The organism is Streptomyces sp. NPDC088785 (genome assembly GCF_044750685.1).
In the GTDB taxonomy this organism is placed as follows: domain Bacteria; phylum Actinomycetota; class Actinomycetes; order Streptomycetales; family Streptomycetaceae; genus Streptomyces.
Genome location: NZ_JBIVKH010000006.1, coordinates 36,209 through 62,505, shown reverse-complemented (window position 1 = coordinate 62,505; position 26,297 = coordinate 36,209). Strand labels below are relative to the sequence as shown.

The following is a 26,297-nucleotide window of genomic DNA, read 5'->3' as shown; positions in this document are numbered from 1 at the left end:
GAGTGTCATGTACAGAACCGATCTGTCGGAGGTTCCGGCGGCGGGCGCGGAGCCCGAGGAGCCCGGTGACGCGGGTGCGGGTGCCGCTCTCTCCGTCGGACAGGAACGGCTGTGGTTCCTCGACCAGTTCGCGCCCGGCGACCCCGCGTACAACATCCCTCTGGTGCTCGGCCTGAGGGGTCCGCTCGCGGCGGCGTCGCTGCGGGCCGCCCTGGACGCGGTGGTCGCCCGGCACGAGGCGCTGCGCTGCCGCTTCCCGTCCGTCGACGGCCGCCCCCACGTCGTCGTCCGTCCCGAGGCGCCCGCGGTGTGGGACGAGCGGGACCTGCGGGGCGCACCGGCCGACGCCGTCGCGGCGGAGGTCGCCGCGGTGACCAACAGGAGCTTCGACCTCGCGCGAGGGCCCCTCGTACGGGCCGCCCTCCTGCGCACCGGGGAGGAAGCCCACACCTTCTGTCTCGTGCTCCACCACATCGTGGCCGACGGCTGGAGCCTTGGCCTGCTGCGGGCCGAACTGGCCGAGGAGTACGCCGCCCATCGCGCGGGCCGCCCGTCCCAGGTGCCCGAGCCGCCGTCCTACCTGGCGCACGCCGCCGCCGAACGGGACTGGCTGGACGGCCCCGAGGCCGCCGCCGCCCTCGACCACTGGCGTCAACAGCTGGCCGGAGCCCCGGCGTTGCGCCTGCCGCTCGATCGGGAACGGCCCGCCGAACCGGGCAGCGAGGGCGCCTACCACACCCGGATCCTGCGCGGGCTCGCCCCGGCCGTGGAGGCGTTCGCGCGGGCCCGCCGCATGACGCCGTTCATGGTGCTCGCCGCCGGATACCAGGCTCTCCTGCACCGCTGCACCGGACAGGACGACTTCTGCGTGGGCGTGCCCACCGCGGCTCGTACGACCGTCGACAGCGAGCGCACGGTCGGCTACTTCTCCTCTACCCTGGTGCTGCGCGCCGACTTCGGCGGGGCGCCCACCTTCGACGCGACACTGCGCCGGATCCGCGGCGACTGGATGCGCGCCCTGACGCACGGCCGCGTCCCTTTCGAACGGCTCACCGAGGATCTGGGCACCGAGCGCGACACGAGCCGCACCCCCGTCTTCCAGACACTCTTGACGGTGCACACGCAGGGCGGGGGCACGCTCGGCTCCCACCCGTTCGCCGACCTGGTCTGCGAGGAGGGCGACGGCGGGCACACGGCGGCGAAGTTCGAACTCACCCTGGACATCCGGCCCGAGGGCGATGACCTGCACGCCGTGTTCGGCCGCCGGGCCGACCTGTTGACCGGCGAGCAGCTCGGCCGACTCGCCGCCCGCTTCGAACTGCTGCTGCGCGCCGCGATCGCGGCGCCCGACACACCGGTCCACCTGCTGCCGGTCCTGGCCGCCGACGAGCGGGCGGCGCTGGACGCAGGGGCCGCCGGACCGGCGCTCGACGCGTTCGCGACGACCGTCGCGGAGGCGGTCGACCGGAGGGCGGCCGAGGCCCCGGACGCCCTGGCGCTGGTCGGGCCCGACGCCTCGTTCACCCGCCGCCAACTGCGGGACAGCGCACGCGCGTTGGCCGCCCGGCTGGCAGCGTGCGGCGCGGGCCGCGGCGACCTCGTCGGCCTCTGTGTGCCCCGGGGGCCGCTGGCCGTCGTGGCGATGCTGGCGATCTGGCGTCTCGGCGCCGGTTACGTGCCGATCGACCCGGAGTACCCCGCCCGGCGGATCGACTTCATGGTGCGCGACAGCGGAGCCGTCCTGGTCGTCACCCCCGACGGCACGGCCCCGCCCGGCGTCGTCACACAGGTTCCCGTCGTGGCCGCCGCCCCGGAGGCCGAGGCCCCGGCCGACCGCTCCGAGACCGACGAGCCCGACGGGCCCGAGGCGGTCGGCGCCTCGCCCGACGACCCGGCCTACGTGATCTACACGTCCGGCTCCACCGGAACGCCCAAGGGCGTCCTGGTGACCCAGCGCAATCTCGCGGCCCGGGTCGCCTGGATGACCGGCGGCTACGGCCTCGGACCGGCGGACCGTGTCCTGCACAGCGCCTCGCTGTCGTTCGACACCAGCGCCGAGGAGATCTTCCCGGCCCTGGCCGCGGGCGCCGTCCTCGTGACCGCCCCCGCCGGCACCGCGCTGCCCGATCAGCTCGCCGAGCCGTACGCGGCGGGCATCACCGTCCTCGACCTGTCCACGCCGTACTGGCACCAGCTCGTCGCCGACCTCGACACGACGCCCTGGCCCGCCGCGCTGCGACTCGTGATCCTGGGCGGCGACCAGGTGCTCGGCGCGCGGGTCGACGCCTGGCGGGCCCGCTTCGGCGACGGGGTGCGGCTGGTGAACTCCTACGGACCGACCGAGACGACGGTCATCGCCACCACGGCCACGCTCACCGGCACCGGGAGCGCGGACCGGCCGCCGATCGGCCGGCCCATCGGCGGCACGACCGTCGCCGTCCTCGACCCCCACGGCGGTGCGGTGCCGCCGGGCACCCCGGGCGAACTCGTCATCGGCGGGCCCGGCGTCACCGCCGGCTACCTCGGGCGGCCCGGACGGACCGCGCGCTCCTTCGTCCCCGACCCCGACGGCCCGCCAGGAGCACGCCGCTACCGCACCGGGGACCTGGTGCGCAGCCGCCCCGACGGGCAGCTGGAGTTCCTCGGCCGCATCGACCAGCAGGTCAAGGTGCGCGGCTTCCGGGTCGAGCCCGGCGAGGTGGAGTCCGCGCTGCGCGCCCTGCCCGGCGTCGGCGAGGCCGTGGTGGGCGCGCGCGGCGACCGGCTCGTGGCCCACGTCGCCGCGGCGCCGGACCGGCCCGCCCCGCACCCGGACGACGTGCGCGCCGCCCTGTCGGCGGTCCTCCCCGCGCACCTGGTCCCGCACCCGGTCGTGGTCCTCGACCGGCTGCCCCTCACCGCGCACGGCAAGGTCGACCGGTCGGCGCTGCCCGACCCCGGCGCCCCCGCGTCGCGGCGTGCGTACGTCGCCCCGCGCACCGACGCCGAGGAACTCGTCGCGGACGTCTGGCGGGAGGTCCTCGGCACGGGGCCCGTCGGAGCGCACGACGACTTCTTCGACCTGGGCGGCCACTCGCTGCTCGCCACCCGGGTGGTGGCCCGCGTCCGCGCCGCCGTCGACCTCGCCGTCCCGCTGCGCACCCTGTTCACCCACCGCACCGTCGCGGCCTTCGCCCAGGCCGTCGAGAACGCCCTGGCCGAGGAGATCGACGCGCTGTCGGAGACGGCGGCGGCCCGGCTCCTCGCCGACCAGGACGCAACGGAAGGACACGGCACCCCCGCATGAGCGCCGACACCACCGTCCCCACGGACCCGCCCCCGCCGCGCCTGTCGGCCACCAAGCAGGAACTGCTGCGCCGCAGGCTCGCGGCCCGCTCCACCGCGCGCACCACCACCGTGCCGCGCCGCGCCCCCGGCACCCCCGTGCCGCTGTCGTTCGCGCAGGAACGGCTCTGGTTCATGGAGCAGTTCGCCCCCGGCACCGCCGCCTACAACATCCCGGTGGTGCGCCGGCTGCGCGGCGCCCTCGACGTGAGCGCCCTCGGCGCCGCCCTGGACGCCAGCGTCGCGCGGCACGAGACGCTGCGGTCCCGCTACCCCGCCACCGACGACGGGCGTCCGGTGCTCGTCATCGACCCGCCCGCCCCGGTCGCGCTGACCCGCCGCACCGCCGCCGACGAGGCCGCGGCCGAACACCTCGTGGACCGGGCGGCCGCCGAGCCGTTCGACCTGGAGCACGGGCCGCTGCTGCGGGCGCAGCTCATCACGCTCGCGGCCGACGACCACGTACTCGTCCTCGTCGTGCACCACAGCGTCGGCGACGGCTGGTCCAGCGAGGTCCTGCTCGGCGAGATCCTGCGCGGCTACGCCGCACGGGTCGCCGGAGACGGCGACCCGCTGCCCGAACTGGCCGTCAGCTACGGCGACTTCGCCCTGTGGCAGCGCGAGAGGCTCAGCGGCGACCGGCTCGCCGCCGAGGTCGCGCACTGGGCCCGCGAACTGGCCGGGACCGAGCCGCTGGAGCTCGCCTTCTCCCGGCCGCGCCCCCCGCGCCAGACCTTCGACGGCGCCGGATACGCCTTCGGGGTGGACCGGGCCCTCCTCGACCGGCTGGCCGCCCTCGGGCGACAGCACGACGCGACGGTGCACATGGTGCTCATGGCGGCGTTCCACGTCCTGCTCGCCCGCTACAGCGGCCGCCGCGACTTCGCCGTCGGCTCGCCCGTCGCGGGCCGTCCGGAGCCCGAACTGGAGCCGCTGGTCGGCATGTTCGTCAACGTGCTGCCGTTCCCCGCGCGCCTGCACGGCGACCCCACCTTCGCCGAGCTGCTGCGCCGCACCCGCGACGTGTGCCTCGACGCCCACGCCCACCAGGACCTGCCGTTCGCCCAGCTCGTCAACGAGCTGAAGGTCCCCAGGGACGTCGCCCGGCCGCCGGTGTTCCAGGCCGTCCTCGCCGTGCAGAACTACGCCACCCAGCGCGACACGCCGGCCCGGCTGCCGCTCACCGTGGAGCCCTTCGGGGTGCGCGCCAGCGGCACGCGGTTCGACATCGAGCTCTTCCTCCAGGAATGGCCGGACGGGCTGCGCGGCTCCTTCAACTACAACACCGACCTCTTCGCCGAGGAGGACGTCGCCCTCCTCGCCGGCCACCTCGGCCGGCTCCTGCACGCCGCCGCCGACACCCCGCACATCCCGCTGTCCTCCTTGGCCGAACCGACCGCCGGAGAACGCGACGTCGAGACGCTGCGCTTCCAGGGCCGGACCGTCGACCGGCCGCCCACCACCCTGACGGCGCTCGTCGCGGAACAGATCGCCCGCACCCCGGACGCGACCGCCGTCAGCACGGAGGGGCGGCCCGCGCTCACCTACCGCCGCCTCGACGCCCTCGCCGACCGGATCGCCGCCCGCCTGACCGCCGAGGGCGTCGGCCCCGGCAGCCTGGTCGCGGTCAGCGCGGAGCGCTCGCCCGAACTCGTCGCCGGGCTCCTCGCGGTCCTGCGCACCGGAGCCGGTTACGTCCCCCTCGACCCGGGCTACCCCGCCGAACGCACCGCCTTCCTCCTGGCCGACAGCGGCGCCACCGTCCTGCTCACCCAGCGCGGGCTGGCCGTCCCCGACGGCTGCACCGCCCACGTCGTCCTCCTCGACGACCCCGCGGAACCCGCCCGCACCCGCACCCGGCCCGTGCCGCCCGCACCCGACGACACCGCCTACCTGATCTACACCTCGGGCTCCACGGGCCGCCCCAAGGGCGTCCCCAACACCCATGCCGCCATCGCCCACCGCATCCAGTGGATGCAGGACGCCTACCGGATCGGCGCCGACGACGCCGTCCTCCAGAAGACCCCCATCGGGTTCGACGTGTCGGTGTGGGAGTTCTTCTGGCCGCTGACGACCGGCGCCCGCATCGTCCTCGCCAGGCCCGGCGGCCAGAAGGACAGCGGCTACCTGCGCGACCTCGTCGCCGACGCGGGCGTCACCGTCGCCCACTTCGTCCCCGCCATGCTGACCGCGTTCCTCACCGAGGACGGCATCGAGCGCTGCACCTCGCTGCGCCGCGTCATCAGCAGCGGCGAGTCCCTCACCCCGGGCGCCGCCCGCGAGCTGCGCCGCCGCCTGCCGCACTGCGCGCTCGCCAACCTGTACGGGCCGACCGAGGCCGCCGTGGACGTCTCCGCGTGGGAGTGCGAGGGGCCGCTGACGACCGTGCCGATCGGGCTGCCGATCGACAACACCCGTCTGTACGTGCTCGATCAGGCGCTGCGTCCGGTGCCGCCCGGCGCGCCGGGCGAACTCCACATCGGCGGCAGGCCCGTCGCCGTCGGCTACCACCGCCGCCCCGGACTGACCGCGGCCCGGTTCGTCCCCGACCCGTTCGGCCCGCCCGGCTCGCGCCTCTACCGCACCGGCGACCTGGCCCGGCGCAGGCCCGACGGCACACTCGAACACCTGGGCCGCATCGACCAGCAGATCAAACTGCGCGGACTGCGCATCGAGCCCGGCGAGACCGAGACCGCGCTGCGCGCCCTGGACGGTGTCGCGGACGCGGCGGTCGTCCTGCGCGAGGACCGGCCCGGCGACCGGCGCCTCGTCGGCTACGTCGTCCCGGCCGCCGGCGCCGAGGTGCCCGACCCGGCCCGGCTGCGCGCGGCCCTCAAGCGGACACTGCCGGAGCACCAGGTGCCGGCCGCGTTCGCCGCGCTCCCCGCCCTCCCCCTCACGCCCAACGGCAAGCTGGACCGCCGCGCCCTGCCCGCCCCGCAGGTCACCCGCGCGGCGGACACCGCAAGGCCCGCCACCCCCGCCGAGCGGATCCTCGCCGCCGTCTGGGGCGAGGTGCTCGGCCTCGGCGAGGTCGGCGCCGACGAGGACTTCTTCGAGCTCGGCGGGCACTCACTGCTCGCGACGCAGGTCGTCGCCCGCGCCAGGACCCGGCTGACCGAGGCGGGCGCCCGGCCGGTCAGCGTCATGGACCTGTTCACCCATCGCACGGTCCGCGACCTCGCGGCCCTCGCCGAGGACACCGCCGCCGCTGCCGACCGTCCTCTCCTGCACCGCCTCACCCCCGCGGTGCCCGCGGGCCGCCGCGTCCGCGCCTACGTCTGCGTCCCCTACGGCGGCGGCAGCGCCGTCGTCTACCAGCCGCTCGCCGACGCCCTGCCCGACGACGTCGAACTGTGGGCCCTCGCCTTCCCCGGCCACGACGTCGGCCTGACCGAGGAGCACGTCCCCTTCGACGAACTGGCCCGACGGCTGGCCGCCGAGATCGAGGAGCGGATCGCCGGGCCGGTCGTGCTGTACGGGCACTGCGCCGTCGGGTCCGCGCTCGCCGTGTGCGTCGCCCGCCGCCTGGAGGCCGCCGCCGTCCCGCTGGAGGCCGTGTACACCGGCGCCCAGTTCCCCTTCGCGCGGCCCCGCGGCCGGGTGCTGACCACCCTCAGCCGCCTCGCCTCCCTGGACGCGCTGGTGGGAGACCGGGCCTACGTCAACTGGCTCACCGGGCTCGGGGTGAGCACCGCCGACCTCGACCCGGAGCAGGCCGCGTTCATCATCGGCAACATGCGCGCGGACACCAGGGCCGCCGAGGACTGGTTCACCCGGGCCCTCGCCGAGTCGTCGGCGGGCGCGCCGCGGCTGCGTGCCCCGCTCGTCTCCGTCGTCGGCGACCGCGACCCGGCCGCCGACTTCTACCAGGAGCGGTACCGCGAGTGGCTGCTCCTCGCGGAGCGCTCGGCCGTGACCGTGCTCGACCAGGGCGGACACTTCTTCCTCAAGTACCGGGCCGCCGAGGTCGCCGACATCGTGACCCGCGTGCACCCGGCCCTCGTCGCGGGGCGCGCCGACGACCTCCCGGCCGCCGACCCGACGGCCTCCTGGTGGCTGCACGGCGACACCGGCCCGGCGCTCGCGCCCCCGGACGCCGGCGCCGATCCCGGCGCCGGGCCGCTGACGCCCGTACAGGCCCCCGAGGAGACGGGACCGTCCCCGGCCCGCCGTCCGCGGGGCCGCGGGCGCGCCGCCCCGGAGCCGAGCATGCGCCGGTTCCTGGCGGTGGCGGGCGGGCAGCTGGTGTCGATCACCGGCTCCGCGCTCACCGAGTTCGCGCTGCCGCTGTGGATCCTCGTCCACACCGGTTCCCTGACCCGGTACGCGCTCTACGCCGTCGTGGCGATGGTGCCCGGCATCCTCGTCGGGCCCGTCGCCGGAGCCCTCGTCGACCGCTTCGACCGGCGCCGGATGCTGCTCGCCGGAGACGCCGCCGCCTGCGCGACCCAGGCGGGCCTGCTGACGCTGCTGCTCACCGACCGCCTCCATTCCTGGGAGGTGTACGTCCTGCTGGGCGTCCTCTCCGTCGCGCTGACCTTCCAGCGGCTCGCCTACGCCTCCGCCGTGCCGCAGCTCGTCCCCAAGCGGTATCTCGGGCACGCCAACGGCATCGTCCAACTCGCCTTCGGCACCGCCCAGTTCGTGGTGCCGCTCGCGGCCGTGGCGCTGATGGCGGCGATCGGCCTGAGCGGCATCCTCGTCATCGACGTGGCCAGCTACGCCCTCGCCCTCGGCGTCCTCCTCCTGGTCCGCTTCCCGCGCAGTCTGCCGTGGACCCGGCGCGAGTCGCTGGTCGCCGAGATCCGGCACGGCTTCGGGCACACCTGGCGCAACCGCGGCTTCCGCGCCATGCTCCTGTGGTTCGCCGGCCTGAACGTGTTCCTGTCACCGCTGTTCCTGCTGGTCACGCCCCTGGTGCTGGCCTTCGACGACCTCCAGGGCGTGGCGCGGGTCGCCGTGGCGGGCGGCGCCGGAGCCATCGTCGGCGGGATCCTCATGGGGTTCTGGGGCGGGCCCCGGCGCCACCGGCTGCGCGGCATGCTCGCCCTCGCCTCGCTCCTCGCGCTGGCCGGGGCGGTCACGGGACTGCACCAGAGCCTGTGGGTGATCGCGGCCGGCGCGTTCGGCATGTCCTTCGCGCTGTCCCTGGTCAACGGCGTCTACGCGGCGATCGTCCAGGTGAAGGTGCCGCAGCGCTTCCACGGCCGCGTCTTCGCCCTGAACACGCTGGTCGCCTGGTCGACGCTGCCGCTCGGGCACGGCGTCATCGCCCCGCTCGGCTCGAAGCTCTTCGGCCCGTCGATGGAGCCGGGCGGCGCGCTGGCCCCGGTCTTCGGGCCGCTCATCGGCACCGGGCCCGGCCGCGGTATCGCCCTGATGTACGTGCTGTTCGGCTGCGCGATGCTGGGCCTGGTCGCGCTCGGGCTGCGGCTGCCGGTCCTCGCCCGCTTCGACCGGGACGTGCCCGACGCGGAGCCGGACGACCTGGTGGGGCTGCGCGAGCGCGCCCGTCTCGCCGCCGCCCGCCGCGCGGACGGGGGCCGGCCGTGAACCCCGCCCCTCGTACGCTGCCGGAGCTGCTGGAGCGGCGGGCCCTCGCCCACGGGGAGCGCACCGCGCTGATCACGGGCGCGGAGCGGCTCGACTTCGCTTCCTGGCAGGCCCGTTCGGGTGCCCTCGCCGCCGCGCTGCACGGTGCGGGGCTGCGGCCGGGCGACCGGGTGGCCCTGCACCACGGCACGGCCCACTGGACCGAGTACGCCGTGGCGTTCTTCGCCGTGCTCCGTGCCGGCGGGGTGGCGGTGCCGCTGTCCGACCGCGCGGCGCCGGCCGCCGTCGACCACGTCCTGCGCGACGCCGGGGTCCGCTTCCTGCTGCGCGGCGCCGACGGTCCGGCCGCACCCGCCGGGGTCACCGTGCTGACCGAGCGGGAGGCCGCCGGGCACACCGCACCGGCCGGTCCGCCCGCCCCGGCGCCCGGCGACCTCGCCCAGATCCTCTACACGTCCGGCACGACGGGCGCCCCCAAGGGCGTCGTCGCCCGCCACGCCAATCTGACGCACGGCTGCACACTGGACGACCGCCGCCGCCCGCTGCGCCACTCCGAGGCGTTCCTGCACGCCTTCCCGGTCGGCACCAACGCCGGCCAGACCATGCTGGTCAACGCGGTGAACGCGCACGCGGCCTGCGTCACCGCACCCCACTTCACGCCGTCCCGCTTCCTGCGGCTCCTCACCGAGCACCGGGTGGGCAGCGTCTTCGTCGTCCCCGCCATGGCCATCGAACTCCTCGGCTCCCCCGCCCTCGCCGCCGCCGGGGCGGCGGGCGCCCTGGACGGGGTGCGGCTGGTCGGTTCGACGGCCGCCGCGCTGCCGCAGCCGGTCGCCGCGGGCCTGGCCCGGGCCTTCGCCCGCGCGCAGGTCGTCAACTACTACACCTCCACGGAGGCGGCGCCCGCCCAGATCACCCTGCTGTTCGACCCGGACCGGCCGGCCTCCCCGGGGCGCCCCGCCTCGCTCGCCGACCTCCGGGTCACCACGCCGGACGGCCGCCTGGCGGCGCCCGGTGAGCCGGGCGAGCTGTGGCTGCGCAGCCCTTCCGTGCCCCGCGCCTACCTGGGCGACCCCGGCAGCGAGGTGTTCGCGGGCCGCTGGGTGCGGATGGGCGACCTGGGCCGGCTCGACGAGGACGGGTTCCTGCACCTGCTCGACCGGGAGCGCGACGTCATCAAGTCCGGCGCGCACAAGGTGTCCACGCTCCAGGTCGAGGACGCCCTGCACGCCCACCCGCAGGTGCGGGACGCGGCGGCCGTCGGCGTCCCGCACCCCGTACTCGGCAGCGTCGTCGCCGCCGCGGTCGTCGCCGAGGGGGAGCTGACCGCCGCCGCGCTGCGCGCGTTCCTCCTCGACCGGCTGGCCGCCCACGAACTGCCCGACACCGTCGTCTTTTGTTCCGCACTGCCCCGCAACGAGGCCGGCAAGGTCCTCAAGCGCGACCTGCGCCGCATCCTCACCCCCGACCACCGCGAGGTGCACCCGTGACCCAGTCGTCCCACGTCAGCACGGCCCCGAGCCCGGCCCAGCACGGTGTGTGGCTCACCGAGCGGGCGCTGGCCGCCGACGCCGCGTACCACCTCGCCGTGACCGTCGACCTGGCCGGCCCGCTCGACGCCGACCGGCTGCTGCGGGCCTGCGCCGCCGTCGCCGCCCATCACCCGGCGCTCACCACCGGGTTCGGGCCGGACGGCGATCCGCGTCCCGTCCCGGCGGGCACACCCCGGCGGGCGGCGTGCGCCGAGGACGCGCTCGACGCGTTCCTGGCGCGGGAGCGGTCGCGCCCCTTCGACCTGGCGGCCGGTCCCGTGCACCGCTTCGTCCTGGTCGCGCTCGCCCCCGCCCGGCACGTCCTGTCGCTGACGGTGCACCACCTCGCGTTCGACGGGGAGTCCAAGGAGCGGCTGGTCGCGGATCTCGCCGCCGCCTACCGGGGCGAGCCGTTCGCGCCCGCCGGCACGCCCCCGCGCGCCGAGCCCGAGCCGCGGGCCGTCGCCGCCGCCGAGGCGTTCTGGGCTCCGCGCTGGCAGGAGCCCGACCTCCCGCGGCTGCCCGGTCTCGGGACCGTGCCGGGTCCGGGCACGCGGCCCGCGCCCGGCGCCGAGGTCGCCTTCGCGCTCGGCGCCGACCGCGCGGCCCGCCTGGAGAGCGTCGCCCGCAGGCTGGGCATCAGCCGCTTCGAACTGCTCACCGCTTCCTGGCACGCCCTCCTCGCCCGGTACGGCGACCCCGCCCCGGTCACCTCCGTCGAGCTGTCGCTGCGCCGCCCCGGCGCCCCCGTCGCCGTGGGCCTCGCGGTCAACGAGCTGCCGCTGGCCAGCGCCTGCGCCCCGCACACCCCGTTCGCGACCTGGTCCCAGTCGGTGCGCGGCGCGCTGCGCGCGCTCTACGCCCACCGGGACGTGCCGCTGGGCCGGTGCGTGCGCGGCCTGACCCCGCGCACCGCCCTCACCCCGCTCTCCGTCAGCTACCGGCGCCGCCCGCACGACGGCCGCCCCGACCTCGGCCCCGAGGTCCGCGCGGACGTCCGCTGGACCGGGTTCTGCGGCACCGCCCGCAATCTGCTGCACGCGCAGTGGGTGGACACGGGCGGCGAGGTCCTCACGAGCCTCCAGTTCCGCTCCGACGTCCTCCCGGCCGACGCCGTGCGGCGCATCGCGGGGCACTGGACGACGCTCCTCGACGGGGCGCTCGCCGACCCGGCCACCCCGCTCGGCGAACTGCCGCTGCTCACCGGCGCGGAGACCGCCGCCCACCTCGCCACCGACGCCCCGCGCCCCGGGCTCGCCCGACGCACCGTGCCCGAGCTGTTCACCGAGGCGGCCCGCGCCCGCCCCGACGCCGTGGCGGTCGTCTCCGGCGCCGCCACCCTGACCTACGGCGAACTCGCCGACCGGGTCGCCCGCGCGGCCGCCGTCCTGCACGCGCGGGGCGCCGGTCCCGGCACCCTCGTCGGCATCGCCCTGCCCCGCGGCACCGACCAGCTCGTCACGGTCCTCGCCGTCCTCGCCTGCGGCGCCGCCTACCTGCCGCTCGACCCGGACTACCCGGCCGAGCGCCTGGAGTTCCTGCGCGCCGACGCCCGGCCGGCCCTGTGCGTCACCGCGCTGCCCGCCGGTCCCGGCGAGCTGGCGCCGGCCGACCTCGCCGCCCCCGGCCTCCCCGCCGCCGCGCCGCCGCCGCCCGCGCCGTCGGACGCCGCCTACGTCCTGTACACCTCGGGATCGACCGGCCGCCCCAAGGGTGTGGAGGTCCCGCACGCCGCGCTCGCGAACGTGCTCGGCGCGCTCCGCGACCACCTGGGCTCCACCCCGGCGGACCGCTGGCTCGCGCTGACCTCCCTGTCCTTCGACATCTGCGTGGTCGAACTGCTGCTCCCCCTGACCACCGGAGGCAGCGTCGTCCTGGTGCCCGAAGGGGCGCACCGCGACGGACCGCTCCTGCTCGACCTCGTCGAGAACCAGGGCGTCACGCACGTCCAGGCCACCCCGAGCGGCTGGCGGATGCTGCTCGACGCGGGTCTCGCCGATACCGCGACCGGCCTGACGGCGCTCACCGGCGGCGAGGCCCTGCCCGACGGCCTCGCCACCGAGCTGGCCGGGGTGAGCGAGCGGCTCCTGAACGTGTACGGCCCCACGGAGACGACGGTGTGGTCCACGCTGGCCGAACCCGTCCGGGCCGCCGACGGCCCCGTCCGGATCGGGCGGCCGCTGGCGAACACCCGGGCGTACGTGGTCGACGCCGGGATGCGGCTCGTGCCGGACGGCCTGCCGGGGGAACTCGTCCTCGGCGGCACCGGCGTGGCCCACGGATACGTCCACCGGCCCGGCCTGACCGCCCGGCGGTTCGTGCCCGACCCGTTCGGCCCGCCCGGCGGCCGCCTCTACCGCACCGGCGACGTGGTGCGCCGGCTCCCCGACGGGAGCCTGGTCCACATCGGCCGCGACGACACGCAGATCAAGCTGCGCGGGCACCGCATCGAACTGGGCGAGATCGAGACCCGGCTGGCGTCCCATCCCGGCGTCGCGCGGGCCGTGGTGACCGTCCGCGGCGAGCCGGGCCGGCAGTGGCTCGCCGCCTACGTCGTCCCCTCGGGACCCGCCGCCCCCTGCGCCGCCGACCTGCGCGCCCATCTGGCCGCCGCCCTCCCCGCGGCGGCGCTCCCCGCCACCTGCACCGCGCTCGACGCCTTCCCGCTGACCCCGAACGGCAAGCTGGACCGGGCGGCCCTGCCCGAGCCCGTCCTGCCGCGCGTCGACGCCGCCGCCGGGGACAGCGGCGGGGACACCGGGCAGGACGCCGTCACGCGGGCGGTCCTGGACATCTGGCGCGAGGTGCTCGAGCTGGACGACCTACGCCCCGACGAGGACCTGTTCGACCTCGGCGGGCACTCCCTGACGATCACCGCCATCGCCGCCCGGATCCACCGGACCCTCGGCGTGGACGTCCCGCTGGACGTCTTCTTCGACACCCCGACCGTGCACGGCGTCAGTGCCGCCGTCACCGCGCTGCGCAAGGAGCAGAGAGCATGAGCCGACCCGACCGCTATCTCGTGGCCGTCAACGACGAGGAGCAGCACGCGCTGTGGCCCGAGGGCGCGCCGCTGCCCGCCGGCTGGCGCGAGGAGGGCTTCCGCGGGACCGAGGACGAATGCGCCGCGCACGTCGACGCGGTGTGGCCGGACATCCGGCCGCTGAGCGTGCGCCGCCGGCTGGCCGAGGGCCCGGCCGCCCCGCACGGCGGCACCCGGTGAGCGCGCACGCGCCGGACGTCGCCCGGCTCGCCGAACTCGTCGCACGGGCCACGGACGGCCGGGTCAGCGCCGAGGAGATCGCCGGCTCGACGGAACCGCTGGCCGCGCTGGGCGTCACCTCGCTGGCCCTGCTGCGGCTCGCGGACGGTCTGGAGAGCGAGTACGGCGTCCTGATCGACCTCGGCGACCGGGCCCTGCACACCGAGGGCCTTCCCGGACTCGTCGCGCACGTGCGGGAGTTGGCGACGCGGGGGACGCCGTGACCCCCGCCACGGCCCGGGACTCGGTCCTCACCGTCGCCTTCGCGGCCGACCGCTCGGGCACGAGCCCGCTGACCTGGGGGCAGCGGGCCATCTGGCACGCCATCGGACGCACCGCGCCCAACGACCACTACTTCAACATCGGCCGCGTCCTGCCGCTCGCCGACCGCGGTGCGCCGGTCACCGGGCCGCGCCTGGCCGAGGCGCTCCGCTCCCTGCTGGTGCGCCACGAGGCGCTGCGCACCCGGGTGACGACCGGGCACGAGGACGGCCCGCGTCAGCAGGTGCACGCGGCGGGCGCCCTGGACGTGACCGTGCGCGACGCGACCGACGCCGAGGACGCGGAGCGGGCGGCGGCGGCCCTTCAGGACGCGCTCCTGTCCAGCCGGTTCGACTACGCCGGGGAGTGGCCGCTGCGCGTGGGCGCCGTACGGCAGGGGCAGCGGATCACGCATGTGGTGCTGGCCGTGTGCCACCTGGCCGCCGACGGCCACGGGGCCGAACTCCTCGTACGGGACCTGCGGTTGCTGGTCCGCCGCGGCTCCGCGGGGTCCGCTCCGGCCACGACGCCGTCCGCGCTCGCCGCGCACCAGCGCTCGCCGGCCGGGCTGCGCGCGGGCCGGGCCGCGCTGGCGCACTGGGAGCACGGGCTGCGGCTCGCCCCGCCCACCATGTTCCCGACCCCGGCGGCCGTGCCGCGCGCTCCGCGGTTCTGGACGGGACGGCTCGTCTCCCGCGCGCTGCCGCCCGCCGTCGACGCGCTCGCCGCCGACCGCCGGGTCAGCGGCTCGACCGTGCTGCTGACGGCGGCGGCCGCCCTGGTGGCGGCGGGGCAGGGGCACCGGGTCGCCGCCGTCATGCCGATCGCCGGGAACCGGGCCGGGCCCGACCACCGCACGCTCCTCAGCACCTTGTCGCAGGACGCCCTGTTCGTGCTGCCGGTGTGCGACGCGGGCCCGGACGCCGACTTCACCGACCTGCTCGACCTGGCCTGGCCCGCGGCGCTCGCCGGGTACCGGGCGGCCGCCTACGACCCCGCGGCCTGGGACGCCCTGCTGGCCCGGTTGAGCCGGGAGCGCGGCGCCGACGTCCATCCCTACTGCTGCTTCAACGACATGCGCCTGGCGGAGCGGCCCGCTCCCGCCGCACGCGCGCCGGGAGCCGACGCGCTCGCCGCGCTGGGCCGGCACACCGTGGTCGACTTCCCGGCCACGCAGGACCGGGTCGCCTGCCGGTACTGCCTGCACGTGACGGGCGACGACCGCACCCTCACGGTCACGCTGACCGCCGACACCGCCTATCTGCCGCCCGACGCCATCCAGGCGCACCTGCGCGCCGTCGAGGACGTCGTCGTGGCGTCCGCGTCCGGTTCCCCGCCGCGCGTGGACGAGCTGGCCGGGCTGCTCGCCGCCCGGGGAGCGGCACGGTGACCGGGCGCGGCGCACGCGTCCCCCGCCCCCTGGCGGCCGCGGGCGCCACCTCGTGCGCGCAGGGCGGCACGCTCCGGTTCACGGTGGCGGCCGGGGACGGCGGCCCGCTGCGCGGACACGTCGTGGTCACCGACGTCGTCGCCGGGCGGGATGTGCTCCGGGCGCCGGTGGGCGGCACCCGCTGGACGCTGGACGTCCCCGCCGCCTGGCCCAGTTCGCTGTACCGGGCCGCTTTCCACGACGACCGTCCCGAGGAGCCGGCGCCCGAACGGGACGCGGAGCACGAGGTGTGGTTCGCGGTGCGGGCCGCGCGGCCCGGCGCGGACTCCGGGATCCTCGTCTCCGTACCGTTTCCGACCTGGCGGGCCTACCACCGCGCGGGCCAGGCCGGGCGCAGCATCTATTACGCGGAGCAGCCCCGGCGGGCGGCCCGGGTGCGGTTCACCGATCCCGGGGGCGGGCCGCCTCCCGAGCGGTGGGAGGAGCCGCTGCTGCGCTGGCTGCCCCGGGCGGGGTACCGGGCCGACGTCTGCTCCGCGCTCGACCTGCACGGCGGGGACGAACTGCTGTCCGCGTACCGGCTGCTGGTGGTCAACGGGCACGACGAGTACTGGTCCGCGGGCATGCGCGACACCGTGGAGTCCTTCGTGCGCCGGGGCGGCAATCTGGCGGTCTTCGCCGGGAACACCTCGTGGTGGCAGATCCGTCTGGAGGACGGCGGCACGACGATGGTGTGCCACCGGGACGCGACCGCCGACCCGATGGCCGCCCTCGATCCCCGGCTGACCACCGTCGAGTGGTCGAGCGCTCCCGTCGACCGGCCCGAGAACCGGATGACGGGGGTCAGCTTCCGGGCCGGGGCGGGCGCCTGGGGGGAGGGGATGCGGATCATGGGACGCGAGGCGTACACGGTGCGCTTCGCCGACCACTGGGTGTTCGAGGGCACCGGGCTGCGCGACGGCGACTCCTTCGCGCGCGGTGCGCTCGGGTACGAGACGGACGCCTGCGAGCTGGACTGGTCGGCGGGGGTGCCGCGGCCGAGCGGACGGGACGGCACCCCGCGGTCCTTCGCCGTGCTCGCGACGGCCGACCTGCGGCACTGGCGGGACTACGGCCAGGGCGGCTGGGCCACGCTCGGGGTGTTCTCCTCCGGGGCGGGGACCGTGTTCAACGCGGCCACCATCAACTGGGGCCGTGCGCTGGGCGATCCGCTCGTGGACCGGGTCACCCGCAATGTCCTGGACCGTCTCTCGGGCGTCGCACCGGGGCCCGGCTGGCACAGCGCCGGGCCGGCCGTGGGCCTGCGGGCACTGGCCGCGTGCGAGGGCCTGCTGTTCGCCGTCGGCGCGGACGGCTCGACGCTGCTCCGGCGCGAGCCGTCCGACCAGAACCTGCCCTGGACCCCCTGCCCCGACGCGCCCGGTCCGCGCCCGGTGCTGCGGTGTCTCGCGGCGCCGCGCGAGGCATCCGGTGCGGTGCCGCTGGCGCTGCTCGCCGTGGACGACGACGACCGGCTGCTCACCCGGGAACCGACGGCGGGGGCCGCGCCGTGGGCGCCGATCGGCCGGGTCCCGGCCGGGACGTCGGCGCTGGCCGTGTGCGACAACACCCTCTTCGCGGTGACGGGCCACGACGACACTCTCCACCGGTGTCCGGCCGGCGACCCGAACGGGCCCTGGACGGTGCTGGGCCGCGCCGGCAAGGCGGCCTGCGTCACGGTGCTCGACGCCCGGCTGTACGCGGCGGGCCCCGACGGCCTGCTCGCACGTCCCCCGGTCACCACCGACAGGGCGTTCCGGCCCGTCGGCGCCTTCCCGGCCGTCACCGCGCTGACCTCGTACGCCGGCCGGTTGTTCGCGGTGTCCGACGACGGGCGGCTGACGGTGCACGTGCCCGGGGCGGTCCCGGGCGGTCCTCGCCGGACCGTCCCGCCGACCGGCTGACGGGGGCGGAGGCGCGCGGCCCGCTCCCGCCGCCGCTCCCCTGCCCGGCGGAGAACGCCCTCCCCCCGTCCGGCTCCCGCGATCTCCACGGTGATCCATTTTTTGCGGGGGAATCTCAAATTCTTGCGCACGCTCATGGACTTTCTGCGTCGGCCACTCCTAGCCTGCTCGCGACCCCCACTGCCGAGCCGCCCGAAGGACACCCCATGACCCCACCGCCCCCTGCGCCCAGACGCAGATCCCTGCGCCGCGCGCTGTCCGCCTCGCTGTCCCTGACCCTCGCGGCCGCCGGCACAGTCGTGGCCGTGGCCCTGACGGCGCCCAGCGCCGTCGCGGCCGGGGTCCCCGCCCCTTCCCCGGTCGGCATCGCGGGCCGTGGGGCGACGGTCCCCTTCAAGGAGCAGGAAGCCGAGTACGCGGCCACCAACGGCACGCTGATCGGTCCGGACCGGCTCTACGGGAAGCTGCCGTCCGAGGCGTCGGGGCGGCAGGCCGTGACGCTCGACGCGGTGGGCGAGTACGTCGAGTTCACGCTGACCGCGCCGGCGAACGCGATGACGTTCCGCTACTCGCTGCCCGACAACGCCGCAGGCACCGGCCGGGACGCCGCCCTGGACGTCAAGGTCAACGGCAACCAGCTCAAGAGCGTGCCCGTCACCTCGAAGTACGGCTGGTACTACGGCGGTTACCCGTTCAACAACAACCCGGGCGACACCAACCCGCACCACTTCTACGACGAGAGCCGGACCCTGCTGGGCTCCACGCTGCCGGCCGGCACGAAGGTCCGCCTCCAGGTCTCCTCGGTGAGTCAGTCGCCGACGTTCACCATCGACCTGGCGGACTTCGAGCAGGTGGGCGCCCCGATCGGCAAGCCGTCCGGGGCGATCGACGTGGTGAGCGACTTCGGCGCCGACCCGACCGGCGCCACGGACTCGACCGCGAAGATCCGGGCGGCGGTCGCGGCGGGCCAGGCGCAGAACCGGACCGTCTACATCCCGCAGGGCACCTTCGACGTCCGCGACCACATCGTCGTGGACCAGGTCACCGTGGCCGGGGCGGGCCCCTGGTACTCCGTCCTGACCGGCCGCGACCCCTCCGACCGGTCCAAGGCCGTCGGCGTCTACGGCAAGTACGCGGCCCAGGGCGGCAGCAAGAACGTCGTCCTGAAGGACTTCGCGATCATCGGTGACATCCGTGAGCGCGTCGACGACGACCAGGTCAACGCCATCGGCGGCGCCCTGTCGAACTCCACGGTCGACAACGTGTGGATGCAGCACACCAAGTGCGGGGCCTGGATGGACGGCCCCATGGACAACTTCACCATCAAGAACAGCCGCATCCTGGACCAGACCGCCGACGGTGTGAACTTCCACATGGGTGTCACCAACTCCACCGTCACCAACACCTTCGTGCGCAACACCGGTGACGACGGACTGGCGATGTGGGCCGAGAACACGGCCAACGTGAAGAACAAGTTCACCTTCAACACCGTCGTCCTGCCGATCCTGGCGAACAACATCGTCACCTACGGCGGCAAGGACATCACCCTGTCCGACAACGTCATGTCGGACACCGTCACCAACGGCGGCGGCCTGCACATCGCCAACCGCTACCCCGGCGTCAACTCCGGCCGCGGCACCCAGGTCTCCGGCACCATCACCGCCGCCCGCAACACCCTCATCCGGGCCGGGAACAACGACTACAACTGGCAGTTCGGCGTCGGCGCCATCTGGTTCAGCGGCCTCAACGAGAGCCTCGACGCGGACATCGACATCCGCGACAGCGAGATCCTCGACAGCTCCTACGCCGCCATCATGAACATCGAGGGCGCGACCCGCGGCCTGCGCTTCACCAACGTCCGGATCGACGGCGCGGGCACCTACGCGCTCCAGATCCAGGCGCCGGGCACCGCGACCTTCACGAACGTCACCGCCACGAACATCGCCCAGTCGAACCCGATCCACAACTGCGTCGGGGCCGGCTTCCAGATCACCCGCGGCGCCGGCAACAGCGGCTGGTACGCCGACCCGCCCGCCTGCACCGGCAACTGGCCCGCCCCGCAGTGGACCAACAACGGCGTGCCCGGCGGCGGCACCCAGCCGCCCACCACACCCCCGACGACTCCGCCCACGACCCCGCCGACCGAGCCGCCCACCGACGACCCGTCCGTGAACCTCGCCAAGGGCCGCCCGGCCACCGCGAGCAGCAGCGTCGACGTCTACCGGGCCGGCAACGCCGTGGACGGCAACACCGGCTCCTACTGGGAGAGCGCCAACAACGCCTTCCCGCAGTCGCTGACCGTCGACCTCGGGGCCGCCAAGGCCGTCAAGCGCCTCGTGCTCAAGCTGCCCCCGGCCGACGCCTGGGCCACCCGCACCCAGACGCTCACCGTGCAGGGCAGCACCGACAACAGCACCTTCACCACCCTGAAGTCCTCCGCGGGCTACACCTTCAATCCCGCGAGCGGCAACACCGCGACCGTCACCCTGCCCGGCACCCAGACCCGCTACCTGCGCGTCACCGTCACCGGCAACACCGGCTGGCCGGCCGGTCAGCTCTCCGAACTGGAGGCCTACACCGGCTGATTCCTCCCGCACCGGCTCCGGCCGGATCGCACGCACCACGGCCGGCGGTGACGCCCGGGGCCCGACGCCCGGGCGCCACCGCCGCACTCACGGACGGAAGCCGTCGATCGCGAGGTCCAGCAGGCGGTCGGCCCGGGCCGCACCCTCGGGGCTGTCCGGGGTCCGCCACAGGCAGCTGAGCAGCATGATGACGTCGACGGGGTCGATGTCGGGGCGTACCTCCCCGGCCTCGGCGCAGGCGTCGAGGAGGCGCTGGACGGCGGCGGTGACGGGGGGCCAGGAGGCGCTGATGACCTGCTGGGCGGCGGCGGAGTGCAGCGCCTCGCCCAGGCCGTGCTTGATGCGCACGTAGCCCGTCAGGGTCATGAACCAGCTGCGCAGCGCCTCCAGCGGCGGATGGGCGGCGAGGACGTCGGCCACGGATCCGGTGAGCCGGTCGATGCCCTGCTGGTGGACCTCGAGGAGCAGCGCCTCGCGGGTGGGGAAGTGCCGGTAGAGGGTGCCGGGGCCGATGCCCGCGCGCTTGGCGATCGCGTTCAGCGAGACGTCGGGCGACTCGGCGAGCGCGTCGTGGGCGACCCGGAGGATCAGATCCCGGTTCTTGAGTGCGTCGGCGCGCTGCCGCGCGAGCTCGGGCATACGTCCTCCTCCTGTCGGTGCGGGGGCTGCGGAGGTCTGCCTCCGATTGCTATGCGGAGAGTTCTCCGTTACCTTCGAGAGGTCAGCCGGAGACCTCTCCGGTTGCCCTGTCCCCCATTGTAGGAGCCCTCTCGTGCGCTACATCAAACTGGGCCGCACCGGCCTGGACGTGTCCCCGGTCGCCGTCGGCGCCATGACCTACGGCGAGCCCGGCCGCGGCCACCCGGTCTGGTCGCTGGACGAGGCGTCCAGCCGCCCGCTGATCAAGCACGCGCTGGACGCGGGCATCAACTTCTTCGACACGGCGAACATGTACTCGTACGGCTCGTCGGAGGAGATCCTCGGCCGGGCCCTGAAGGACTACGCGAACCGCGACGACGTCGTCATCACCACCAAAGTGCGCCACGACATGCGCCCCGGGCACCCGAACGGCGGCGGCCTGTCGCGCAAGGCGATCATGTCCGAGATCGACGCCAGTCTGCGCCGTCTCGGCACCGACCACGTCGACGTCTACATGATCCACCGCCTCGACACCGACACCCCTCTGGAGGAGACCCTGGAGGCGCTGCACGACGTGGTGAGGGCCGGGAAGGCCCGCTATCTCGGCGCGTCCTCGATGCACGCCTGGCAGTTCGCCAAGGCGCTGCACCTCCAGGAGCGTAACGGCTGGGCCCGCTTCGTGACCATGCAGGACCACTACAACCTGCTGGCCCGCGAGGAGGAGCGCGAAATGCTGCCGCTGTGCGCCGACGAGGGCGTCGCCACCATGGTCTGGAGCCCGCTCGCCCGCGGCCGCCTCGCCCGCCCCTTCGACGAGGCGAACTCCGGCACCCGCGCGGCCACCGACGGCGGCTACGCCGACCTGCTGTACAAGGCGAACGCCGACAGCGACCGGCTGATCATCGACGAGGTCGGCGCCCTCGCCGAAGCCCACGGCGTCTCCCGCGCCCAGGTCGCCCTCGCCTGGCTGCGCCGCAACCCCGTCGTCGCGGCGCCCCTCGTCGGCGCCCGCACCATCGGCCAGATCGACGACGCGGTAGCCTCCCTCGACCTGGACCTCACCGACGACGAGGCCCGCCGCCTTGAACTGCCCTACACCCCCCGCCACGACTTCCAGGGCGTCTCCGACCCGGCGGAGCTGGAGCGCATCAAGGCCGGCATCCCCGGCTACGCCAACGTCTGACGCCACGCCCGGCGCAGCGCCCCGGCGGCTCCGACGCCGTCCCCGAGTGCCCCGCCCCGCCCCGAGTACCGAGCGCGGCCGTCACCGCAGCCGGTCCCGAAGGGGGCCCGTCGGACGGCAGTAGCGGTGGATCAGGTCGGCGTGGTCGGGGAAGTCCCGCAGGAGGTGGTCCGCCCGGGCGAGGGTCATGTCGGCGTAGTCGAACCCGGGGGCGACGGCTTCGCTGATCAGGCCGTGCTCCCCGTGCGTGAGGTGGGACGCCTTCCACACGCCGCCGGGGACGGCCAGGGTGAGGTGCTGCCCCTGGTCCGGGTCCTGGCCGAGGACGGCCGTGCGGTGACCGCCGTCGGGGTACAGCAGGTGGTAGGTGATCGGGTCGCCGTGATGGTGGAAGTGGAGGATGTCCGACCGGTTGAGGTGCCAATGGCCGATGGGCGAGCGGCGCGTCAGCAGGTAGTGGATGGAGGTGAGGGTGTAGCGCTCGCCCGCGGGGGTGGGGATGCGGGGACGGTGGTCGGCCTGGAACGTCCTGCGGAAGTACCCGCCCTCCACGTGCTCCTCCAGGCCGAGGGCTTCGATCCAGTGCTCTGCGGTGGTCATCACACTCTCCCTGTGCCGGTCGTCCGGCGGTCTCGACATCTGCGGACACCCGTCGGGCGGGCGGCTGCTCAGGCGACCGTGAGCACGATCTTGCCCTGGATGTGTCCTCGGGCGGCCCGTTCGTGCGCCGCCGCCGCGTCCGCGAGGGGGAAGGTGCTGTCGATGGCGACCCGGATCGTGCCCGCGGCCAGGAGGCGCCCCAGTTCGGCGAGTTGAGTGCCGTTCGATCGGACCTGGGTGCCCGTGACGGTGACGCCCAGCTTCTCGTTCTCCTCGTCGTCGAACTCGCCGAAGTACACCGGGTAGAGGGATCCTCCGCGCTTGACCGTGCGCAGGAATCGCCTGCTCCTGGGCCCGCCCACGGCGTCGAGGACGAGATCGACGTCGCGGACGACGTCCTCGGGGCGGTCCTTGGTGTAGTCGATGAACCGATCGGCGCCGAGCTCGCTCAGGAACGACGCGTGGGCGCCGGAGGCCACGCCGATGACGTGGGCGCCCCGCCACTTGGCCAGTTGCAGGGCGAGGTGCCCGACGCCGCCCGCGGCGCCGTTGACGAGCACGGTGGTCCCGTCGCCGAGCGGCATCGGGCGGTGCGGGGCCTCCTGGAACGGCGACGGGTGGTCGTGCCCGACCTCGATCAGGAACTGCCACGCCGTCAGTCCGGACATGGGCAGCGCCGCCGCGTGCACGTGGTCCACCGCGGCCGGCTTGCGGGCGAGGTCGGACACGGGTGCGGTGACGTACTCGGCGTACGCGCCGCCTTGCAGTGACGCGGGGAAGCGCAGCAGGCCGAACACCTCGTCACCGACCGCGAGGTCACGAACGTCGGAGGCGACGGCCGCCACGACTCCCGAGGCGTCGGTGCCGGGGATCAGGGGGAGCCGGAAGGACGGTTTGAACTCGGGCGGCACGTCGGGCATCCCCTCCCGCGCGTACCAGTCGGGAGGGTTGAGCCCCACGGCGTGCACGCGGACGAGGACCTCGCCCGGTCCCGGCTCGGGCACGGGCACCTCCTCCAGGCGCAGCACCTCGGGGCCGCCGTGCTCATGCAGCCGGATCGCGTTCATCGTCCTCGTCGGCGTCGCGTGCGTCGGCATCGTTCTCTCCTGATCCTTGCGGACGGGTACGATCGGTGGATCAGCGATCCGTTTATCCGGACCACTGATCCGAATATATGGACCACCGATCCGGAACGTCAAGCGCGACGTCGATTCCGGGGAGCCAAGAGGGGCAGATGCGGGCCGACGCCAAGAAGAATCGTGATCACCTGCTCTCCGTCGCGGGCACCGTCGTCGCCGAACAGGGCGCGGAGGCGTCGCTGCGCGACATCGCGCGCAGGGCCGACATGGGCCTGGCCACACTGCTGCGCCACTTCCCCACGCGCGACGCGCTGCTCGACGCCCTGCTCCGCACGAGCTTCGACGAGCTGACGGCGAAGGCGGCCGCGCTGGAGACGTCCGGTTCCCCGCAGGACGCTCTGGCCTCCTGGCTGCACGCCTGTGTCGCGTGGACCACGACGTACCGCGGTGTGACCGAACTGATGGCGGCGGCCATCGAGGATCCCGAGTCCGCGCTGCACGCCTCGTGCGTCACGCTGCGTGCGGCGGGCGCGCGACTCCTCACCCGCGCGCAGGCCGTCGGCGCGGCGCGCGGCGACATCGACGGCACCGACCTGTTCGCCCTCGTGGCGGCCCTCGCCTGGCTCGGCGACCAGCCCGCCCTCGCACCCCGGTCGGCGCGCCTCTATGAGGTGGTCACGGACGCGATCCTGACGAGCGGGAGCAGTGCCTGAGTCGCGAGGACGGGTGCGGGCGGCGCCGGCGGCGTACGGCTCCACGACCGCCGCGCACGCCGAGGTCCCGCCCCGCACGGGAGACCGTACGGGGCGGGACCGAGAAGGAGGGCTGCTCAGGGGTCGGGGGCTCAGAGGGGGGAGCCTCGGCTCGCGCCGCGGTCGGCGGTCAGGACCAGATCAGGACCAGGTCAGGACCAGACGGTGAAGGTCACCGTGACCGAGGCCTTCTTGCCGGAGGCGTCCGTGACGGTCAGGGTCGCGTTGCGGAAGCCCCAGGTCGTGGGGGTACCGCTGATGACGCCGGTGGACGCGCCGAGGGTGAGGCCCGCGGGCAGGCCGGCCGCCGTGAAGGTGTACGGCGCGGTGCCGCCGGACGCCTTGAGCGCGAGGCTGAAGGAGCGGTTCAGGTAGGCGTTCTGGTTGCCCGGGTTGGTCAGGGTCGGTGAGGTCGTCCCGGCGGCGGTGACGGTCCAGGTGAAGGCCGTCGACCCTTTCTTCCCCGCGGAGTCGGTCGCGGTCAGGGTCACCGGGTTGCTGCCCGCGGCTGTCGGCGTCCCCGAGACGGTGCCGGTGGAGGCGGAGATGCTCAGGCCCGCCGGGAGACCGGTCGCGGTCCACGTGTAGGGGGCGGTGCCGCCTTCGGCGCTGTTCGTCAGCGTCGCCGGGGTTCCGACGGGCGTGGAGCGGTCCGAGACGGCGGCGACCGTCACGGCTCCGGGCTGGGGCGTGGAGGTGGACAGGGAGGCGCCGAACTTGCTCAGCGCTTCGGCGACGGGCTGGAAGATGGTGAACTTCTCGCCGCTGCCGCTGGAGCAGGTGGCGCTGCCGCCCCCGGAGTGCAGGCCCACCGCCTTGCCGCCGGTCGCGGTGACGTAGGAGCCGCCCGAGTCGCCGCCGGCGGAGCAGGCGCTGGTGTAGGACAGTCCGTCGATGACCACGTTGCCGTAGTCGACGGACTGGTTGACCTTGGTGACCTCGCCGCACTGGAAACCGGTGGTCTGCCCCGAGTGGCAGACGGCCGTGCCGACGACCGCGTCGGCGGAACCGGTGAGCGTGACGTCGCCCTTGCCCCAGCCGGAGACCTTCGTGGAGAGGTCCCAGCCGGCTTGGTCGACCTCGACGATGCCGAAGTCGCCCTCGCTGCTGTTGATGCTGCCCGTGCCGCTCCTGTTGGAGGTGCCGACCCGGGTGCCGTCCTTGCCGAAGGCGGGCTGGTCCACGTCGTTGGTGCAGTGACCCGCCGTCAGGAACGCCTTGGCGCCGCCGGACCGGATGACGGGAAACCCCACGGAGCAGGGGCTCTCGCTGCCCGGTGTCCACTTCTCGCCGCCGACCACGCTGCCGCCCTGCTGGCGGGGCACGTCGCGCGACTCGGTGAGCGTCACCAGATCGCCCAGTCCTGCCAGCCGCTCCCGCAGGGCCGTGGTGCGCGCGTCCGCCCGGGCCGGGTCCACCACGACACGTACGCGGTTGGTACGGACATCAGGGCCCCAGGAGATCAGCCCGGGCACCCCCTTGCCCCACCTGCCGATCGCCCGCGTGACCTCGTCGAGCCGGGCACTCGTGTGCCGGGCCGTGTGCGCGACGGCGCCGCTCGCCTCGATCGCCCGGCGCTCGGCGCCGGTGACGGCGGAGGCGTGCAGCCTGCCGTCACCGGCGTCGAACCACATCCCCGCGACCTGGTCACCGAGACGTCCGCGCAGTGAGGTGGCGATCTGCTCGGCGTGGCGCTCGGCCGCTATTCGGGCGTCGACGGCTCGGGGTGTGAGGTCCAGGTCACGGGCCATCGCGGCCCGGACGTCCGCCGGCACCCGCGCGTTCGACGGAGTGGGGGAAGGGGTGGGCTGTGCCTGAGCGGGGACGCCCGCCGTCGCGGTGGCGGCGAGCGCGGTCAGGGCGACGCTCACGAGGTAGCGGGGGGTCGAAGGACGCATGGGGCACGCTCCATGGGAGGTGTGAGGGGGATCCGGCGCCGGAGGTCGTCGGTGGCCGGTGCCCGGGAATCGGGGAGGGTGGTGCCGGGCCGCCCGGGGCGAGGCACAGCCTTGCGCGGTGCCCGGACCCGGCACAGTCGTGAAACCCCCTGCGTGGGGCGGCACTCGGCGCGGAGGGACAAACTCCGCAGACCGCGCGTCGAGCCCGGCGCAGAGCTCTCGAAGAGCCCTCAGCCAGCCCTCATTGAAGCTGGCATGTCACGAAAGGTCCGGGTACCGGGCGGGGCCGGGAG

Annotated in this window: 15 protein-coding genes; 11 read left to right on the top strand and 4 right to left on the bottom strand. The window is 75.1% G+C overall.

Annotated elements, in window-relative coordinates:
* Window positions 1-7 precede the first annotated feature (7 nt).
* From ACIP5K_RS19125 to ACIP5K_RS19085, 9 genes are all read left to right on the top strand, one after another.
* Window positions 8-3,286 carry an amino acid adenylation domain-containing protein gene (locus ACIP5K_RS19125; protein WP_401410930.1) on the top strand — a complete coding sequence of 1,093 codons (3,279 nt, stop codon included), beginning with the start codon at window positions 8-10 and terminating at the stop codon, window positions 3,284-3,286.
* Window positions 3,283-8,880, top strand: a complete 5,598-nt coding sequence (locus ACIP5K_RS19120) for an amino acid adenylation domain-containing protein (protein ID WP_401410928.1) — start codon at window positions 3,283-3,285, stop codon at window positions 8,878-8,880. Before ACIP5K_RS19125 ends, ACIP5K_RS19120 begins: the two co-directional genes overlap by 4 nt.
* The gene (locus ACIP5K_RS19115) at window positions 8,877-10,370 is read left to right on the top strand and encodes an AMP-binding protein (protein ID WP_401410926.1); all 1,494 of its coding nucleotides are present in this window, start codon (window positions 8,877-8,879) and stop codon (window positions 10,368-10,370) included. The genes ACIP5K_RS19120 and ACIP5K_RS19115 overlap by 4 nt, the downstream gene beginning before the upstream one ends.
* The gene (locus tag ACIP5K_RS19110) at window positions 10,367-13,414 is read left to right on the top strand and encodes an amino acid adenylation domain-containing protein (protein ID WP_401410925.1); all 3,048 of its coding nucleotides are present in this window, start codon (window positions 10,367-10,369) and stop codon (window positions 13,412-13,414) included. Before ACIP5K_RS19115 ends, ACIP5K_RS19110 begins: the two co-directional genes overlap by 4 nt.
* Window positions 13,411-13,635 (top strand): MbtH family protein, encoded by a 225-nt coding sequence (locus ACIP5K_RS19105; protein ID WP_401410923.1) that lies wholly within the window; start codon window positions 13,411-13,413, stop codon window positions 13,633-13,635. Before ACIP5K_RS19110 ends, ACIP5K_RS19105 begins: the two co-directional genes overlap by 4 nt.
* Entirely contained in the window at window positions 13,632-13,898 is a 267-nt protein-coding gene (locus tag ACIP5K_RS19100) for an acyl carrier protein (RefSeq protein WP_401410922.1), read from the top strand. Before ACIP5K_RS19105 ends, ACIP5K_RS19100 begins: the two co-directional genes overlap by 4 nt.
* Complete coding sequence (locus tag ACIP5K_RS19095; protein ID WP_401410920.1) at window positions 13,895-15,325, top strand: condensation domain-containing protein; 1,431 nt, start codon at window positions 13,895-13,897, stop codon at window positions 15,323-15,325. Before ACIP5K_RS19100 ends, ACIP5K_RS19095 begins: the two co-directional genes overlap by 4 nt.
* A 29-nt stretch (window positions 15,326-15,354) precedes the next feature.
* Entirely contained in the window at window positions 15,355-17,268 is a 1,914-nt protein-coding gene (locus ACIP5K_RS19090) for a N,N-dimethylformamidase beta subunit family domain-containing protein (protein WP_401411357.1), read from the top strand.
* A 206-nt stretch (window positions 17,269-17,474) separates the two neighbouring features.
* Window positions 17,475-19,853: a discoidin domain-containing protein gene (locus tag ACIP5K_RS19085; RefSeq protein WP_401410919.1), complete on the top strand. Its 2,379-nt coding sequence runs from the start codon at window positions 17,475-17,477 to the stop codon at window positions 19,851-19,853.
* A gap of 87 nt (window positions 19,854-19,940) precedes the next feature.
* Here ACIP5K_RS19085 and ACIP5K_RS19080 read toward each other — a convergent pair whose 3' ends face one another.
* Window positions 19,941-20,492, bottom strand: coding sequence for a TetR/AcrR family transcriptional regulator (locus ACIP5K_RS19080; protein WP_401410917.1), 552 nt, complete (start codon window positions 20,490-20,492; stop codon window positions 19,941-19,943).
* A gap of 133 nt (window positions 20,493-20,625) precedes the next feature.
* On the opposite strand from ACIP5K_RS19080, the gene ACIP5K_RS19075 reads away from it, so the two are divergent.
* Window positions 20,626-21,675 (top strand): aldo/keto reductase, encoded by a 1,050-nt coding sequence (locus tag ACIP5K_RS19075; RefSeq protein ID WP_401410915.1) that lies wholly within the window; start codon window positions 20,626-20,628, stop codon window positions 21,673-21,675.
* An 81-nt stretch (window positions 21,676-21,756) separates the two neighbouring features.
* On the opposite strand, the gene ACIP5K_RS19070 is transcribed toward ACIP5K_RS19075, so the two are convergent.
* Together ACIP5K_RS19070 and ACIP5K_RS19065 are read right to left on the bottom strand one after the other, a co-directional pair.
* Window positions 21,757-22,275 (bottom strand): cupin domain-containing protein, encoded by a 519-nt coding sequence (locus tag ACIP5K_RS19070; protein ID WP_401410913.1) that lies wholly within the window; start codon window positions 22,273-22,275, stop codon window positions 21,757-21,759.
* A gap of 68 nt (window positions 22,276-22,343) precedes the next feature.
* Window positions 22,344-23,372, bottom strand: coding sequence for an NADP-dependent oxidoreductase (locus ACIP5K_RS19065; protein WP_401410912.1), 1,029 nt, complete (start codon window positions 23,370-23,372; stop codon window positions 22,344-22,346).
* A 137-nt stretch (window positions 23,373-23,509) separates the two neighbouring features.
* On the opposite strand from ACIP5K_RS19065, the gene ACIP5K_RS19060 reads away from it, so the two are divergent.
* The gene (locus tag ACIP5K_RS19060; protein WP_401410910.1) at window positions 23,510-24,067 is read left to right on the top strand and encodes a TetR/AcrR family transcriptional regulator; all 558 of its coding nucleotides are present in this window, start codon (window positions 23,510-23,512) and stop codon (window positions 24,065-24,067) included.
* Between the two features lie 191 nt (window positions 24,068-24,258).
* Here ACIP5K_RS19060 and ACIP5K_RS19055 read toward each other — a convergent pair whose 3' ends face one another.
* Window positions 24,259-26,004: a putative Ig domain-containing protein gene (locus tag ACIP5K_RS19055; protein WP_401410908.1), complete on the bottom strand. Its 1,746-nt coding sequence runs from the start codon at window positions 26,002-26,004 to the stop codon at window positions 24,259-24,261.
* Window positions 26,005-26,297 lie beyond the last annotated feature (293 nt).